Source organism: Rhizobium oryzihabitans (genome assembly GCF_010669145.1).
Lineage (GTDB): Bacteria > Pseudomonadota > Alphaproteobacteria > Rhizobiales > Rhizobiaceae > Agrobacterium > Agrobacterium oryzihabitans.
The window spans coordinates 776,944-791,673 of record NZ_CP048632.1 but is presented as its reverse complement, the minus strand read 5'-3'; the positions used below and the strand labels follow the sequence as shown (position 1 = coordinate 791,673).

At 59.8% G+C, this 14,730-nt stretch carries 20 protein-coding genes; 14 read left to right on the top strand and 6 right to left on the bottom strand.

Annotated features, from left to right (window positions below; translation table 11 throughout):
• Nucleotides 1-218: 218 nt before the first annotated feature.
• Nucleotides 219-1,871, top strand: a complete 1,653-nt coding sequence (locus G3A56_RS04355) for an acyl-CoA dehydrogenase family protein (RefSeq protein WP_082184160.1) — start codon at nucleotides 219-221, stop codon at nucleotides 1,869-1,871.
• Between the two features lie 140 nt (nucleotides 1,872-2,011).
• Nucleotides 2,012-2,623 carry a GNAT family N-acetyltransferase gene (locus G3A56_RS04350; RefSeq protein WP_082184663.1) on the top strand — a complete coding sequence of 204 codons (612 nt, stop codon included), beginning with the start codon at nucleotides 2,012-2,014 and terminating at the stop codon, nucleotides 2,621-2,623.
• A gap of 15 nt (nucleotides 2,624-2,638) precedes the next feature.
• Here the strand turns inward: G3A56_RS04350 and G3A56_RS04345 are convergent, their stop codons facing one another.
• The gene (locus tag G3A56_RS04345) at nucleotides 2,639-3,562 is read right to left on the bottom strand and encodes an ornithine cyclodeaminase family protein (protein ID WP_082184161.1); all 924 of its coding nucleotides are present in this window, start codon (nucleotides 3,560-3,562) and stop codon (nucleotides 2,639-2,641) included.
• A gap of 196 nt (nucleotides 3,563-3,758) precedes the next feature.
• Between G3A56_RS04345 and G3A56_RS04340 the strand changes: the two genes are divergently transcribed.
• The 3 genes from G3A56_RS04340 to G3A56_RS04330 all read left to right on the top strand — a co-directional run bounded on the left by G3A56_RS04340 (nucleotide 3,759) and on the right by G3A56_RS04330 (nucleotide 5,135).
• Nucleotides 3,759-4,403, top strand: coding sequence for a TetR/AcrR family transcriptional regulator (locus G3A56_RS04340; RefSeq protein WP_082184162.1), 645 nt, complete (start codon nucleotides 3,759-3,761; stop codon nucleotides 4,401-4,403).
• Nucleotides 4,404-4,659: 256 nt separating this feature from the next.
• Complete coding sequence (locus G3A56_RS04335) at nucleotides 4,660-4,821, top strand: hypothetical protein (protein WP_158001526.1); 162 nt, start codon at nucleotides 4,660-4,662, stop codon at nucleotides 4,819-4,821.
• On the top strand, nucleotides 4,818-5,135 hold the full coding sequence (locus G3A56_RS04330) for a DUF6105 family protein (protein WP_082184163.1): 318 nt from the start codon (nucleotides 4,818-4,820) through the stop codon (nucleotides 5,133-5,135). Before G3A56_RS04335 ends, G3A56_RS04330 begins: the two co-directional genes overlap by 4 nt.
• On the opposite strand, the gene ruvX is transcribed toward G3A56_RS04330, so the two are convergent.
• Together ruvX and G3A56_RS04320 are read right to left on the bottom strand one after the other, a co-directional pair.
• Complete coding sequence (gene ruvX / locus G3A56_RS04325) at nucleotides 5,087-5,566, bottom strand: Holliday junction resolvase RuvX (RefSeq protein ID WP_003496367.1); 480 nt, start codon at nucleotides 5,564-5,566, stop codon at nucleotides 5,087-5,089. The two genes, G3A56_RS04330 and ruvX, sit on opposite strands and share 49 nt — an antisense overlap.
• Before the next feature lie 13 nt (nucleotides 5,567-5,579).
• Nucleotides 5,580-5,882 carry an alkylphosphonate utilization protein gene (locus G3A56_RS04320; protein WP_082184164.1) on the bottom strand — a complete coding sequence of 101 codons (303 nt, stop codon included), beginning with the start codon at nucleotides 5,880-5,882 and terminating at the stop codon, nucleotides 5,580-5,582.
• Between the two features lie 186 nt (nucleotides 5,883-6,068).
• Between G3A56_RS04320 and G3A56_RS04315 the strand changes: the two genes are divergently transcribed.
• From G3A56_RS04315 to gatA, 3 genes are all read left to right on the top strand, one after another.
• The gene (locus G3A56_RS04315; RefSeq protein WP_082184165.1) at nucleotides 6,069-6,773 is read left to right on the top strand and encodes a metal-dependent hydrolase; all 705 of its coding nucleotides are present in this window, start codon (nucleotides 6,069-6,071) and stop codon (nucleotides 6,771-6,773) included.
• Between the two features lie 125 nt (nucleotides 6,774-6,898).
• Nucleotides 6,899-7,186, top strand: a complete 288-nt coding sequence (gatC, locus tag G3A56_RS04310) for an Asp-tRNA(Asn)/Glu-tRNA(Gln) amidotransferase subunit GatC (protein WP_003496362.1) — start codon at nucleotides 6,899-6,901, stop codon at nucleotides 7,184-7,186.
• A 55-nt stretch (nucleotides 7,187-7,241) separates the two neighbouring features.
• Nucleotides 7,242-8,723 (top strand): Asp-tRNA(Asn)/Glu-tRNA(Gln) amidotransferase subunit GatA, encoded by a 1,482-nt coding sequence (gene gatA / locus G3A56_RS04305; protein ID WP_082184166.1) that lies wholly within the window; start codon nucleotides 7,242-7,244, stop codon nucleotides 8,721-8,723.
• A gap of 58 nt (nucleotides 8,724-8,781) precedes the next feature.
• On the opposite strand, the gene G3A56_RS04300 is transcribed toward gatA, so the two are convergent.
• Nucleotides 8,782-9,039, bottom strand: coding sequence for a YjhX family toxin (locus G3A56_RS04300; protein ID WP_082184167.1), 258 nt, complete (start codon nucleotides 9,037-9,039; stop codon nucleotides 8,782-8,784).
• Between the two features lie 317 nt (nucleotides 9,040-9,356).
• Between G3A56_RS04300 and G3A56_RS04295 the strand changes: the two genes are divergently transcribed.
• A complete protein-coding gene (locus G3A56_RS04295; RefSeq protein ID WP_082184168.1) occupies nucleotides 9,357-9,866 on the top strand; it encodes a GNAT family N-acetyltransferase in 510 nt (169 codons plus the stop codon).
• Here the strand turns inward: G3A56_RS04295 and G3A56_RS04290 are convergent.
• Nucleotides 9,863-10,180 (bottom strand): DUF1294 domain-containing protein, encoded by a 318-nt coding sequence (locus tag G3A56_RS04290; protein ID WP_164056607.1) that lies wholly within the window; start codon nucleotides 10,178-10,180, stop codon nucleotides 9,863-9,865. The two genes, G3A56_RS04295 and G3A56_RS04290, sit on opposite strands and share 4 nt — an antisense overlap.
• A 151-nt stretch (nucleotides 10,181-10,331) precedes the next feature.
• Here G3A56_RS04290 and gatB point away from each other — a divergent pair, with 151 nt between their 5' ends.
• From gatB to G3A56_RS04265, 5 genes are all read left to right on the top strand, one after another.
• Nucleotides 10,332-11,837 (top strand): Asp-tRNA(Asn)/Glu-tRNA(Gln) amidotransferase subunit GatB, encoded by a 1,506-nt coding sequence (gene gatB, locus G3A56_RS04285; RefSeq protein ID WP_082184169.1) that lies wholly within the window; start codon nucleotides 10,332-10,334, stop codon nucleotides 11,835-11,837.
• Nucleotides 11,838-12,054: 217 nt separating this feature from the next.
• On the top strand, nucleotides 12,055-12,552 hold the full coding sequence (locus G3A56_RS04280) for a GNAT family N-acetyltransferase (protein WP_035217585.1): 498 nt from the start codon (nucleotides 12,055-12,057) through the stop codon (nucleotides 12,550-12,552).
• Nucleotides 12,549-13,022, top strand: a complete 474-nt coding sequence (locus G3A56_RS04275) for a GNAT family N-acetyltransferase (RefSeq protein WP_082184170.1) — start codon at nucleotides 12,549-12,551, stop codon at nucleotides 13,020-13,022. The genes G3A56_RS04280 and G3A56_RS04275 overlap by 4 nt, the downstream gene beginning before the upstream one ends.
• 109 nt (nucleotides 13,023-13,131) lie before the next feature.
• Nucleotides 13,132-13,530 (top strand): NADH:ubiquinone oxidoreductase subunit NDUFA12, encoded by a 399-nt coding sequence (locus G3A56_RS04270; protein ID WP_003521463.1) that lies wholly within the window; start codon nucleotides 13,132-13,134, stop codon nucleotides 13,528-13,530.
• 132 nt (nucleotides 13,531-13,662) lie between these two features.
• Nucleotides 13,663-14,100, top strand: a complete 438-nt coding sequence (locus G3A56_RS04265; protein WP_082184171.1) for a DUF2155 domain-containing protein — start codon at nucleotides 13,663-13,665, stop codon at nucleotides 14,098-14,100.
• A 15-nt stretch (nucleotides 14,101-14,115) separates the two neighbouring features.
• On the opposite strand, the gene aat is transcribed toward G3A56_RS04265, so the two are convergent.
• The gene (aat, locus tag G3A56_RS04260) at nucleotides 14,116-14,730 is read right to left on the bottom strand and encodes a leucyl/phenylalanyl-tRNA--protein transferase (protein ID WP_082184172.1); all 615 of its coding nucleotides are present in this window, start codon (nucleotides 14,728-14,730) and stop codon (nucleotides 14,116-14,118) included.

Here is a 14,730-nt window from a genome sequence, read left to right as displayed (position 1 = left end):
TGCGGGCCACTCGTCGCCGCGGCTCGTTCGAGGAACGGCATCCGGCTTCCTCATGGCGCTGTCCCTCGGTCTTGCCGGAAACGTGTTCGGCATTTTCTAGACCGGTCCTGAAAAATGCTGAAAGCGGGGGTTTAATCGTCTCAATCGCTTCCTGTGGGCGGGATTATGCAATATCACCCCCCTATGCAATTCCAGTAAAAAACAGCTAGAAGCAGTGGATGACCCAGAATTCCCGGACAGAAGAAACGCTCGCCGAACTGAACCAGCCCAGCCTCTGGTCCGGTATCAATGCCTATCGTTCCGACCCGCTGATCGTCGACCTCACCTCTGGCCTGTCCCGCAATCTGAGAGAAGAGTTCGACCAGCTCGGGCGATACGTGACCTCGCATGAGGCGCAGGAACTGGCGCGCATGGCCAACCAGGGCGTGCCGCAGCTGCACACCCACGGCCCGCGCGGCGAGCGTCTCGATCACGTGGAGTTCCACCCCGCATGGCACGCGCTGATGCGCCGCTCCATGTCATCGGGCCTTCATTCCAGCGTCTGGGAAAATCTGGCCGAAACGCGCGGCAATGAACACAAGGCCCGCGCCACCAAGTTCTATCTGACCTCGCAGCTCGAGGCCGGGCACCTCTGCCCGCTGACGATGACCAGCGCCTCCGTCGCCGCCATCATGACCTCGCCGCGCGTGCAGAAGGAATGGGTGCCGAAGATCCTGTCGCGCAAATATGATTCCTCGCAGAAGCCGGGGCTGCAGAAAACCGCCGTGACCATCGGCATGGGTATGACGGAAAAGCAGGGCGGCACGGATGTGCGCGCCAACCGCACCACGGCGGAGCGGGTGGGCGAGGGCATCTATCGCCTGTCCGGCCACAAGTGGTTCCTGTCCGCGCCGATGAGCGACGGTTTTGTGATGCTGGCCCAGATGGGCGACGGCATGGGCTGCTTCCTGGTGCCGCGTTATCTGGAAGATGGTTCGAAGAACGGTCTGCATTTCCAGCGCCTCAAGGACAAGCTCGGCAACCGCTCCAACGCCTCTGCCGAGGTCGAGTTTACCGATGCTTTCGGTTATATTCTCGGCGATCCCGGCAGCGGGGTGCGCACCATCCTCGACATGGTGACGCTGACGCGGCTCGACTGTGCGCTCGCATCGGCCGGCATGATGCGTGCCTCGCTCGCGGAAGCTGTGCATTTCGCCCGCGGCCGTTCGGTTTTCGGCAAGATGCTGGTCAGCCAGCCGATCATGACGCGTGTTCTTGCCGACATGGCGCTGGATGTCGCCGCCGCGACGGCGCTTTCCTTCCGGCTGGCGTCGGCCTTCGATGCCGCGCGTAACAATCCGGCGGAAGCCGCCTATGCACGGGTCATGACGCCGATCGTGAAATACTGGTGCTGCAAGATCGCGCCCGCGCTGATTTACGAGGCCATGGAATGCCTCGGTGGCAACGGTTATGTCGAAGAGCGGCCAATTGCCCGCCACTACCGCGAAGCGCCTGTCAACGCCATCTGGGAAGGCTCCGGCAACGTCATGGCGCTGGATGTGCTGCGGGTTCTTCAGCGTGGCAAGGATCTGTTCGATCTCGTCTTCCAGACGCTCGAGCGGGATCTTGGGCCTGCCGGCAAAAAGACCACCGACGTCCTGCGTGCCGCAATCGCCCTTGCCGAGCGCGATGAGGGGGCTGCCCGCCTGCTGGTCGAGCAGTTCGCGCTCGCTGCGGCCGCTGCCGAGCTTTGCCGGCTGGGTGCCGGCAAGATCGCCGACGCGTTCCTGGAGACCCGTCTTGCGGGCGGCTGGCGCCACACTTACGGCATGCTCGATTCCCGCTTCGATCCAAATTATATTATCGATCTTCTGTATCCGCCCGCGTCCTGAGCGACGAAGGGGTGGATGACGGTTGTTGCATTCCCGGCGGGAGGGGGCTCGGATTTGAAAAAAAGCGGTGGCATGGAGCGTGCTTTGATCTGTCGTGACAGCGTCGCGTGTCGATGCGCGGCAATGGAGGGCGGCTGCAGATGCTGACCTTTCGTTCCGCCCGCCTGGAAGATGAGGATGCGCTTTACGCCATAAGTCTTGCAACCGGGGACGCCGGGGAAGACGCGACGCCGCTCTACCGTGACGGCCGCATGGTGGGTCATATCTATTCCGCACCTTACCTGCATCTGTGGCCCGATGCCGTATTTGTGGCGGAGGATGAGGAAGGTGTGTGCGGTTATATCGCCGGCACGCTTGATACGGCCTTGCACGAAGCGCGTCTGGAAGAGGAGTGGTGGCCGCATCTGCGCGCCCTCTACCCCGACCCCGGCGGTGACCAGCAGACATGGGACGCCGACCAGCGCCGCGCCCATTTCATCCACCACCCGCGCCGCACACCCATCTGGCTCACTGACCCGTTTCCGGCCCACATCCACATGAACCTTCTACCGCGCACGCAGGGCAAAGGCGGCGGCACACGGCTTTTGTCGCGCTGGCTGGACATGGCAAGGCAAAACAACGTCTACGGCATCCACCTTGGTGCCAGTGAGCGTAATAGCGCAGGCATGCGCTTTTGGGAAACGCGCGGCTTCAAGCGTCTCGACAGCCACGAGACACCCGGCACCGTGTGGTTCGGCATGGCGCTGGAATAGAAGCTGAGGATAACGCTATCCACGTTGCTTCAATATCGCCGCGGCGACCGCCACTTCGGTTCCGGCGAGACCGATTGAGCAAAAAAGAGTGGTTGCATCGGCGCTTCGGTGCCACGGCGTGTTTTCAGCAATGATTGACGCCAGATCTTCGACCCGTTCTTCGTGGCTTGTTCCCGCCAGAAAGAATGGAGAAGCGTAGGCTCGCATCTGTTCGGGGGAATCGGTCGCGATACGATGCGCCATTTTCGCGACATCCAGATCGATTTCGTGGCCTTCAATGGTTTTGGGACCAACGGTGTTGATATGGGCGCCCGGCTTTAAATCCTTCGCACGAAGAACGGGCACTGAACTGCTTGTCGCACAAATGACGATATCGGCACCGCGAACGGCTTCTGCGGCACTGTCGACAGCTTCAATATCAAGGCCGAGATACCGCTGCATCTCCTCCGCGAAAGCTTTGCGATTTGCTTCGCTGCGGCTATAGACCCGAACATGCGAGAGCCGCCGCACCGCTGCCGCTGCGACAAGTTGCATTCGTGCCTGCAAACCGCTTCCGACAACGCCGGCTGTGGTTGCATCCGCGTCACTCAGGTGTCGAATGGCGACGCCGCCGATTGCGCCGGTGCGAATCGCGCCAAGTTTCTCTCCGATGACGATGCCTTCCAGCTTGGCAGTTTCCGTTGACCAGACCGCGACGATCTGCGAGTGGTGACTGCCATTGAAAGTGTCGTAGACGCGAAAGCCGGCAGTCGGCGCGCCGTCCTGAACGCCTCCCACGGTAAAAACGAGATCGCCTTTACCGGGAAAGGTGACGTGGTGCCGTGGCGGCGAGACCATTCGGCCATGCGCCTTTTGCCGCATGGCAATTTCCACCGCGTCGATGGCGATCTGCATGATCGCGCCGCCGGTCAAATCCTCATCCGTCAATATTGTCGTCATGGCGTTTTCCTTGAAGGCCTCGCAACCTAAAATAACAAGCAAAGTTGAGGTCAAGCCGCCCTTCTGAAAATTCTTCTGTTGCCTCCACCCTTGTCATCCACAGGAACCTTCTCCCCAGCCGCTCCGCTGCATTGTCCTTGTCTTCATGCTTTGTTAACCCCTTGGATCAGGCCTTTTAAACGACGGGTAGAAAAGCATGCTGGCGACCGCAGAGGTGATTTCAGCCGACATACCGGAAAAGCGCGTCAAGGATCGCGCCGCGACCGAGAAGGCGATTTTTAACGCCGCGCGGTCGCTTCTGGCGGAAGAGGGCTTTCAGGGTTTCGGCATCAATGCCGTTGCCCGTCGCGCCGGCTGCGACAAGCAGCTCATCTATCGCTATTTCGGTGGTCTCGACGGCCTGATCGAGGCGATCGGCGAGGATCTTGGCTCCTGGGTGAAGGACCGTATTCCCGAAGATACCGGCGGCATGTTCCTTCTGACCTATGGCGATCTCATGGAAAAGCTGGCGCTTTATTTCATGGATGCGCTGCGCAGCGATCCCCTCGTCTGCAAGATCATCGCCTGGGAAGTATCGGATGGCTCGCCGCAGGTCAGGCAGTTGGCCGAAGCCCGTGCCAAATCGCTCGGCAAATGGCTGGAGCGCATGCGCGGTTCGCTGGCGGCGCCGAAGGGTGTGGATACCGCGGCCGTCAACGCCGTGTTGTTTGCCGCCATCCAGCATCTTGTCATTTCCGCTGCAACCAGCGGCCAGTTCGCCGGCGTACCGCTTAAATCCGACCGTGACTGGGACAAGATCACGACCGCCGTCAAACGGCTCGTGCGCGGCGTTTACGGCTGAAACCGCTTCGAGGGGCGGGGATACTTGTCGCCCTTGAAGGGCAGTCAGCGATTAAGGAAAAATCAGCCATGTTTTCACCGGCGGGCAACCGTCCGGCATCTCAGTCCGTTGCCCTGGGTCACACGCTTGTCCACAGACCCGGGCCGCCAGCGTTAACCATAATGACAGCTTTCATTTGCGTCGCCATGCCTGCCGGTCCAGTGTGAATTAACGAAGTGTTAACCATGCGCAATGATTGCGCATAAGGGAGCCGCAAGTGAGCCGCTGGACAGCTTTAGGCGTCATGATGACGTTTTTTGTTATGCTGCCGTTGGATATCGACGCGCCGGCGCTGAACCTTTGCCTGATGGCTCTGGTGCGCTGGGCGGTGCTTGCCGGCATCCCCGACACGGTATTTGGCGGGGAACAGGCGGCATGAAGTGGTTTCTGATCCTCTGGGCCGGTCCCGTGGCATTGCTGGGCAGCTGGTACTGGCTTTCCTACTACGACATGAGCTTCGGTTTTTATATGCTGACGCGCGAAACGCATGATCTGGTGTTTCAGGTTTATGGCAATATTCTCGGCCTGCCGCCCGAAAGCCTGCCGCCGCTCGTCGCGCGTGCCATAGCGGTCGACAGCCTGATCGTTTTTGCGATCCTTGCTTTCCGCAGGAGAAAGCAGATTGCCGCCTGGTGGCGGGGCCGTCAGTCGGTCGCGCGGGCGAGTGCCGAAAGCCTGTCCAGCGCGCCCTGAAGAATGAAACTCGCGGCCGCCGAATCGATGCGTTCGGCCCGCTTGGCGCGTGATACGTCCATTTCCAGAAGCGCACGCTCGGCGGCAACGGTGGAAAGCCGCTCATCCCAGAAAATGAAGGGCAGGGCGGTTTTTTCGCCCATGGTGCGCACGAAGGCGCGCGTCGCCTGCACGCGCGGTCCGGCTGAGCCGTCCATGTTCATCGGTAGGCCGATGATGAAGGCGGCCACCTTCTCCTTCTCGGCAAAAGCCAGCAGTACTTCGGCGTCCTGCGTGAATTTTACCCGCTTGAGGACGGGGCGGGGTGTCGCGAAACGCCGCGACAGGTCCGACATGGCAAGCCCGATGGTTTTCGTGCCAAGGTCGAGGCCCGCAATAGCCTGTGCGGGCTGAAGCGTTTCCGCAAGTTCCTCGATGGTGAGTATCGCCATGTCGCGCGCTGCCTTATCGTTTGCGGACGAATTCGGTGCGCAGCACCAGACCCTTGACCGTCTCGTGCCTGCAATCGATCTCTTCCGGGTTTTCGGTCAGTCGGATCGATTTGATGACGGTGCCCTGCTTGATGACCGTGTTGGTACCCTTGACCTTCAGATCCTTGATCAGCGTCACCTGGTCGCCATCCGCAAGCACATTGCCTGCCGCATCGCGGACTTCGTTGGCACGCGAGGCCTCGGCGGCCAGTTCGGAAGCGGGCCGCCATTCGCCAGTTGCCTCGTCATACACGTAATCGTCATTATCCGCGGCCATTGTCGCCTCTCTGAAATATCGGTAGTGCGGTGTTCAGGCCGTCCAGAGCGCATCCGGTTTGAACGGGACTGCTGGACGTACTCTAGACCTTTGATTTTACGCATTTTCCGGACGTAAAACCGCTACACACTTTTACTGGAAATGCTCTATGTCATAATATACGGGCAATACAAAGGAGAACTTCCCATGAAAATCACCTGGCTCGGCCATTCCGCCTTCCGCCTCGAAAACGGCAGTGCGAAGATCCTCATCGACCCGTTTTTCACCGGCAATCCCGGTTTTGCCGGGCAGGACGGAAAGACGGCGGCCGAAGGCATTACCCATATTCTCCTGACCCACGGCCACGGCGACCATGTGGGGGATACCGTCCAGCTTGCCCGCGAAACGGGCGCGACAGTACTTGCCAATGCCGATCTCGCCGCCTGGCTTTCCACCAAGGGCGTGGCGAAGGTCGATATGGGCAATACCGGCGGCACCGTGCATTTCGATGGTTTTTCCGTCACCTTCACCAATGCGCTGCATTCCTCGGCCCAGATCACCGAGGATGGCGTCTCGCATTCGCTCGGCAACGCCAATGGCCTGATGCTGCATTTCGAAGACGGCCCGGCCGTCTATCACATGGGCGATACGGATATCTTTTCGGACATGAAGCTGATCAACGAATTGCATCAGCCGGATATCGGCCTGGTGCCCATCGGTGACCGCTTCACCATGGGTGGGGCTGTGGCGGCACTGGCCTGCCAGCGCTTCTTCAAGTTCGAAAATGTCATCCCCTGCCATTACGGTTCCTTCCCGATCATCGACCAGACGCCGGAGAAGTTCGTGACCGGCATGGAGGGGTCGGAAGCGCGCGTCCATACGCCGAAGGCCGGCGATACATTGTCCTTCTGAGGCTCCATTCAGGCATGTCGCCGCAGCAAAACCGTTCCACAGTTTGGTGCGACATGTTTTCTACCGTTGCGAATGGCGGGCATGGTCATTATAGCGGGTAGGAAAATTCCTACCGGAGTAAAACCATGTCCGTCGATCTCGCCACCGTAAAGCGCGTTGCGCGCCTTGCCCGTATCGCTGTCAGCGAAGAAGAAGCACAGAATATGCTCGGTCAGCTGAACGGCATACTCGGTTTCGTGGAGCAGCTTTCGGAAGTGAATGTCGACGGCGTCGAGCCCATGACCTCCGTGACGCCGGTGGAAATGAAAAAGCGTGCCGACGTGGTGACCGACGGCAACAAGGCGGAAGACATCGTGGCCAATGCGCCCGCGACCGACCGGGACTTCTTCATGGTTCCGAAAGTGGTCGAATAGTCCGACCGCCGTTTGCCGCCCGATTTTTCCAAGATTTCGAAAGCCGTTGCCGACCATGACCGACCTGACGAGCCTGACCATTGCCGAAGCCCGCGAAAAGCTGAAGGCGAAAGAGTTTTCCGCCCTTGAGCTGACCGACGCCTATCTCTCCGCCATCGATGCGGCGAATGGCGCGCTGAACGCCTATGTCGTAACCACGCCTGAAAAGGCGCGCGACATGGCGAAAGCCTCCGATGGCCGCATCGCCGCAGGCACGGCGGGTGAACTGGAAGGCGTTCCGCTTGGCGTGAAGGATCTTTTCGCCACCCGCGACGTGCACACGCAGGCATGTTCGCATGTTCTCGACGGCTTCAAGCCGAAATACGAATCCACCGTCACCCAGAACCTCTGGGATCAGGGCGCCGTAATGCTCGGCAAGCTGAACATGGACGAATTCGCCATGGGCTCGTCCAATGAAAACTCCTGGTACGGACCGGCGATCAACCCGTGGCGCGCCAACGGTTCCGAGCAGAAGCTCGTGCCGGGCGGCTCTTCCGGTGGTTCGGCCGCAGCCGTTGCCGCGCATCTGTGCGCAGGTGCCACCGCCACCGACACCGGCGGCTCCATCCGCCAGCCCGCAGCCTTCACCGGCACCGTCGGCATCAAGCCAACCTATGGCCGCTGCTCGCGTTTCGGCATCGTCGCTTATGCTTCCTCGCTCGATCAGGCCGGCCCGATCGCCCGTGACGTGCGCGACGCGGCGATCCTGCTCAAGACCATGGCAAGCGTCGATGCGAAGGATACGACTTCCGTCGACCTGCCGGTGCCGGATTACGAAAAGGCCATCGGCCAGTCGCTGAAGGGCCTGAAGATCGGTATCCCCAGGGAATACCGCGTTGACGGCATGCCGGAAGAAATCGAAAAGCTCTGGGCCAAGGGTGTCGAATGGCTTCGCGATGCGGGTGCCGAGGTGGTCGATATCTCGCTGCCGCACACCAAATACGCGCTGCCCGCCTATTACATCGTCGCGCCCGCGGAAGCTTCGTCCAACCTCGCTCGCTATGACGGCGTACGTTACGGCCTGCGCGTCGACGGCAAGGACATTGCCGACATGTACGAGAAGAGCCGTGCCGCCGGTTTCGGCAAGGAAGTGCAGCGCCGTATCATGGTCGGCACCTATGTGCTTTCGGCCGGTTATTACGACGCCTATTATCTGAAGGCGCAGAAGGTCCGTACCCTCATCAAGCGCGATTTCGAAAACGTCTTCCATGAGGGCGTCGACGCCATCCTGGCGCCCATCACCCCGTCTTCCGCCTTTGCCGTGGGTGATGAGGAACTCGCTTCCGATCCGGTGAAAATGTATCTTCAGGACGTCTTTACGATCACCGTCAACATGGCCGGCCTTCCGGGCCTTTCGGTGCCCGCCGGTCTTGACGGCAAGGGTCTGCCGCTCGGCCTGCAGCTTATCGGCAAGCCATTCGAGGAAGAAACCCTGTTCAAGACGGCCCACGCGATCGAACAGGCTGCCGGTAAGTTCACCCCCGCCAAGTGGTGGTGATCCATCTAACCAGGGTTAGCAATCGGACGGGCGGCATCCAATGCCGCCCGTTTGTTTTTCATCGATTGTCCAGCTCACCCCGCACGAGTTCCAGCCCACGCGTGGTGATGCGATAAGGCTTGCCGCTGGAAGAGGCGATCGCTCTCTTCCGTTTCAGTTTGCGGAAGGTGAGGAGATCGAGGCCGCTGAAAATCCAGCCGTCACGCGTATAGAGCGCGAGTTTTTCGATTTTGTGGGCGTCGTCTCGTACGAGTTCAATTCTGCCGCCCTGGGCGAGCAGGTGAAGAATGCGCTGTTCGGCGCGGGAAATGTCCATTTTTTGGAAGTCCGGTCGGCGTCATATAGACGCGTGAAAGCAAATCCGGGTGCCGTTAAGGCATCCGGCTCGGTTTCAGCATGGCCCGGCGCGCAAGAAACTTGCGGGCAGGGCCTTTACCGGGACTCCGATTGAGCGAACATAAAAACTCCTGACTTGCGCCTTTTGGTTAGCGGGCGAGGCCGTTGCGGTCAAGTCCGGCGTTTTCGCATCCTCCACCGCGCGGGCGGTCGCATGGATCGAGATTGCGTCTCAGGGCTGCACTGGCAGAATCGCGCTACCGGTGCTTTACTTCCTTCAGCCATGGAGGGCGCGGTTTGATCGTCATTCGCAATGCGTATGAACAGGAAGCGGAGGTTCTGGCGGCCATTGGCCTCAGGGCATGGCGACAGGCAACCGCGGCTCTCGGCATCACCCCGACCCTTTATGACAATGCAGCCAGCGCCTTTTCCAATTTTACCCGCTCGTCATGGTTGGCGATCAGGGTGGCGGAGTTTGGCGGCTCGGTTGCGGGTTGGGCGGCGCGGGAGCATTTCGACGAGACGATTTCCGATTTCTGGATCGATCCTGATTTTCATCGCAGAGGTGTCGGCAGCCACCTGCTGGGCGATGTCGAAAGGCTGATAGAGGACAGGGGTTTCGAGACTATCCGGCTTGAAACCCATGCCCAGAATGAGCCGGCCGTCGCCTTTTTCCGCCACCATGGCTACAGCGTCCGCTGGCTCTCCATCTCCTATGCGCCGAAGCTCGATCGCGAGGTGCAATCGGTAGGCCTGCAGAAGCAATTGGCCGAGGTCGAGAGCGGTCTTTATGGGCCGGCTTTCTAAGATAGAGTTTGCAGAGCGTCCACCAGCCGCATTGGCCAGTCCGGCATGATGGCGAGCGATGCGACAAGGCCGACCTGCAATATCACGATCGATATCAGAATGCTGCGGAAGGGCTCCTTGCGCGTTTTATGCCGCAGCAGCCGTTGCGCCGAGATTGCGCCCAGGCTTCCGCCAATCAGCGCAAGCGATAACAGCGTGCTTTCCCGGATGCGCCATCCGCCATTTCTCGCCGCTTCCTTGTCCCACCAATAGACAAGAAAGACGAAAAGATTGAAGGCGATATAGGTCATGAAACAGAGAGCAATCGTCACCATGACGTGAATTGAAACCGCGAAGCGTAAAAAACCCGTATCCTGTATCGGCGAAAATCCCTGGCCTGGCGTGAGAGGGCGCAACATGTCTTGCGCCCGCGCTCCATTTGTTCTACCCACCAAGGCCAAAGAACCCGTATATCGTGAGCTTCAGATGACCCTTGTAGACGTGCGCACCCCCGACCCGAAACGTTTCATTCCCGGCGCCACCGGCGATTGGGAAATCGTGATCGGCATGGAGGTGCATGCGCAGGTTCTCTCCAATTCCAAGCTGTTTTCCGGCGCTTCGACCACCTTCGGCAATGCGCCGAACTCCAACGTATCGCTGGTTGACGCGGCCATGCCCGGCATGTTGCCCGTCATCAACGAGGAATGCGTCCGGCAGGCGGTTCGCACCGGCCTTGGCCTGAAGGCCCAGATCAACAATCGTTCGATCTTTGATCGCAAGAACTACTTCTATCCGGATTTGCCGCAGGGCTACCAGATTTCGCAGTTCAAGGACCCGATCGTCGGCGAGGGCACCATCACCATTTCGCTCGGTCCGGACCGGCAGGGCAATTTCGAAGATATCGAAATCGGCATCGAGCGCCTGCATCTGGAACAGGACGCCGGCAAGTCCATGCATGACCAGCATCCGACCATGTCCTTCGTGGACCTGAACCGTTCGGGCGTGGCGCTGATGGAAATCGTCTCCAAGCCGGACATGCGCTCGTCGGATGAGGCCAAGGCCTATCTCACCAAGCTGCGTTCCATCGTGCGTTACCTCGGCACCTGCGACGGCAACATGGATGAAGGCTCGATGCGCGCCGACGTCAACGTCTCCGTGCGCCGTCCGGGCGAAGGTTTCGGCACGCGCTGCGAAATCAAGAACGTCAACTCCATCCGCTTCGTCGGCCAGGCCATCGAATATGAGGCTCGCCGCCAGATCGCCATTCTGGAAGATGGCGGCGTCATCGATCAGGAAACCCGCCTGTTCGATCCCGGCAAGGGCGAGACGCGGTCCATGCGCTCCAAGGAAGATGCGCATGATTACCGTTATTTCCCCGATCCGGACCTCTTGCCGCTCGAATTCGACGATGCCTTCGTCGAGGCGCTGAAGGTCGACCTGCCGGAACTGCCTGACGACAAGAAGGCCCGTTTCGTGGCCGATCTTGGCCTGTCGGTCTATGACGCCTCGATCCTCGTGTCGGAAAAGGCGATTGCCGATTATTACGAGGCCGTGGCCGCCGGCCGCGATGCGAAGGCCGCCGCCAACTGGGTCATCAACGACCTGCTCGGCGCGCTCAACAAGTTCGGCAAGGATATCGAGACGACGCCGGTTTCGCCCGAACAGCTCGGTGGCATCATCGATCTCATCAAGGCCGAGACCATTTCCGGCAAGATTGCCAAGGACCTGTTCGAAATCGTCTGGAACGAGGGCGGCAACCCGGCGGAAATCGTGGAAGCCCGCGGCATGAAGCAGGTGACCGATACCGGCGCCATCGAAAAGGCCGTGGACGAGATCATCGCCGCCAACCCGGATCAGGTCGAGAAGGTGAAGGCAAAGCCGACGCTCGCCGGCTGGTTCGTCGGTCAGGTCATGAAGGCGACGGGCGGCAAGGCCAACCCGCAGGCGGTGCAGGCGCTGGTGAAGGCCAAGCTCGGTATTGAGGAAGAGTAGGAACTGCGGGCCGGAGTGGCCCTCAGAAAAGGTTGAGAGAGACTGTAGACCTCTCCTTCGTCATCCTCGGGCTTGTCCCGAGGATCTAACGACCCACAAGATCAAACGTGATTAGATTCTCGGGACAAGCCCGAGGATGACGGGGAGATTGGGGGCTGACATCGCTTGCTGCCGGGATCAACGCCCGGCTTTTTCTATTCTGAGACGGAGCCAGATCATGTTTTTCATCCGCACGGCAAGCCAGCGCGATATCGAACCCGTCCGGGCGCTGCTCGCCACGACATGGCATGCGACCTATGACGCCATCTACGGCGCGGACAAGGTGAATGAGCTGATTGCCGCGTGGCATTCGCCACAGGCCATGAAGGACCGCATCGAAAAAAAGGGCGGCGAGTTTCTGGTGGCCGATGACGGCAAGCGGATTGGCGGCATGGCCTATGGTTCCATGTCCACCAAAATGGCGAAGACGGCCCTGCTGCACCAGCTCTATGTGGCACCCGACCTCCAGCGGCAGGGCGTGGGCCGTGATCTCTTCGCCGAACTCGAAACCTGCTTTCCGGATGCGGAAATCATGCGTCTTGAAGTCGAGCCTAAAAATACTGTCGCAATCGCCTTTTATGAAGGCGTCGGATTTGTCGAGGTAGACCGAATCGAGCGCATGGCGGGCATCGAGGGTCTGCCCGGCATCGTTATGGAAAAGAGCCTGACCCGATGAGTGAGACACTTCAAAGACTGATCATCCGCACCGCGCGGGAAGACGATCTTCCGGCACTCGCCGCCATTTTTGCCGCCGACGAAATTGGCGGCCACGGCGATACGGCGGAAGAATCGGCGCAGCCGGACTATCTCGCCGCTTTCCGTGCCATCGAAGCGTCGCCGAGCGAAACGCTCTATGTGGCGGAACTGGATGGCGAGGTGGTCGGCACCTTCCAGACGGCGATCCTGACCAAGCTCGTCGGGCGAGGGGCGAAGTCCATGCTGATCGAAGCGGTGCAGACCCGCGCCGATATGCGCGGTCGCGGCATCGGCGCTGTGATGATCAATCATTGCCTGGAAGAAGCCCGCCGTCAGGGCCTGAACGCTGCGCAGCTCACCTCCAACATGGCCCGGCTGGACGCACATCGCTTCTATGAGCGACTGGGTTTCGAGAAGCGGCATTTAGGCTTCAGGATGAAGCTGAAATAGCGCGGATATATCTCGAAATGCTGGACAATTGCCGTGAGGGGCGGCATAAGCATGTCTTGTGCCGTGCACGGAAAATCGCTGCGGCGCATTCAAGCCCGAGGAACGTAGAATGAAGACTCTCCTGACGCAAATCTTCACCTGGTGGAACGGCCAGACGATCGGAACGCGGTTTCACACCTGGCGTTTCGGCAAGAAGGTAGGACAGGACGAGTTGGGCAATACCTATTACGAAGGCGGTACCACCTCCTGGGGCATGCCGCGCCGCTGGGTCATCTATAACGGTTATGCCGAAGCCTCGGCCATTCCGCCCGGCTGGCATGGCTGGATGCATTACCGCACCGACGTGCCGCCGAGCCAGGAAAGCTACGTTGCACGCGACTGGCAGAAGCCGCATCAGCCGAACCTCACCGGTTCGTCGAAGGCCTATCGCCCTCAGGGATCGCTGGCCGTGGCTGGCGAGCGTCCGCGCGTGACCGGCGACTACGACGCCTGGACACCCGGCAACTAAGCATCTTGTGATGCGCGGTGTTGTGCAAAACACCGCGCTTGCATCCGGCCTCACCGGTTTTTGCCACATTCCGCCCTTAGGCGTTGATCCGGTCGGCATTTCGACACAGGCAAATATTTGGAGACATATCGTATGAGGAAAATCACGCGGGATCGTTCTTTGCGTGCGCTGACAGTCTCGCTGTTTGCAGCGGTCTCTGCTGTCATCCTCATTTCGCCCGTCTCCGCCGCCCGTCTCGAAAACCGCGTGGCGGTGTTTTCCGGCATCGACAAGATCACCGGCCGCATCACGTCCTTCGATGTCTATATCGATGAGACCGTGCAGTTCGGCGCGCTTCAGGTGACGCCGAAAGTCTGTTATTCCCGAGACCAGACCGAAACCCAGAAGATCGACGCCTTCATCGAGGTGGATGAAATCACCCTCGATCGCAAGATCAAGCGGATTTTCACGGGCTGGATGTTCGCCGACAGCCCCGGCCTCAACGCCGTGGAACACCCGATCTACGACGTGTGGCTGACTGGCTGCAAGCAGGAATCGGACGTTCCCGCTCCCTCAACGGCAAGCAAATAACCTAACGTAAAGTCTTCAGAATTGCAGGCTGGGCCGGTTGACGGCAAGGTCTAGCATTTTCGCATAATCCTGCTTCGGCACGTCGATTGCGCCGAATGTCTTGAGATGCTCTGTTGTGAATTGCGTATCGAGCAGTACGAAGCCGCTCGCTCTCAACCGCTCCACCAGATGTACAAGGCAGATCTTCGATGCATTGGTGCGGCGAGAAAACATGCTTTCGCCGAAGAAGGCGGCCCCGAGCGAGACACCGTAAAGACCACCGACAAGCTCCTTGCCTTCCCAGGCCTCGACGCTGTGGGCATGGCCGATCTGGTGCAGCTCGGTATAGAGCCTGCGAATGGTGGTGTTGATCCAAGTGCTCGGCCTGTCCGGCGCTTCCGCTGCACATCCGGCCATGACAGCTTCGAAGGCGGTGTTGAAGCGTATCTCGAACGGCTTCTTGCGCATCGCCTTGGCGAGACTTTTGGAAATGTGAAAATCATTGAGCGGGATGATGCCGCGAATCTCGGGCTCGACCCAGAAAAGCTCGGGATCGTCAGCCGAATCGGCCATGGGAAACAGGCCGGCGGAATAGGCGCGCAGCAGGATATCGACCGTTATGTCGTTATTTCTGCTGCGCCGCCCAGCCAT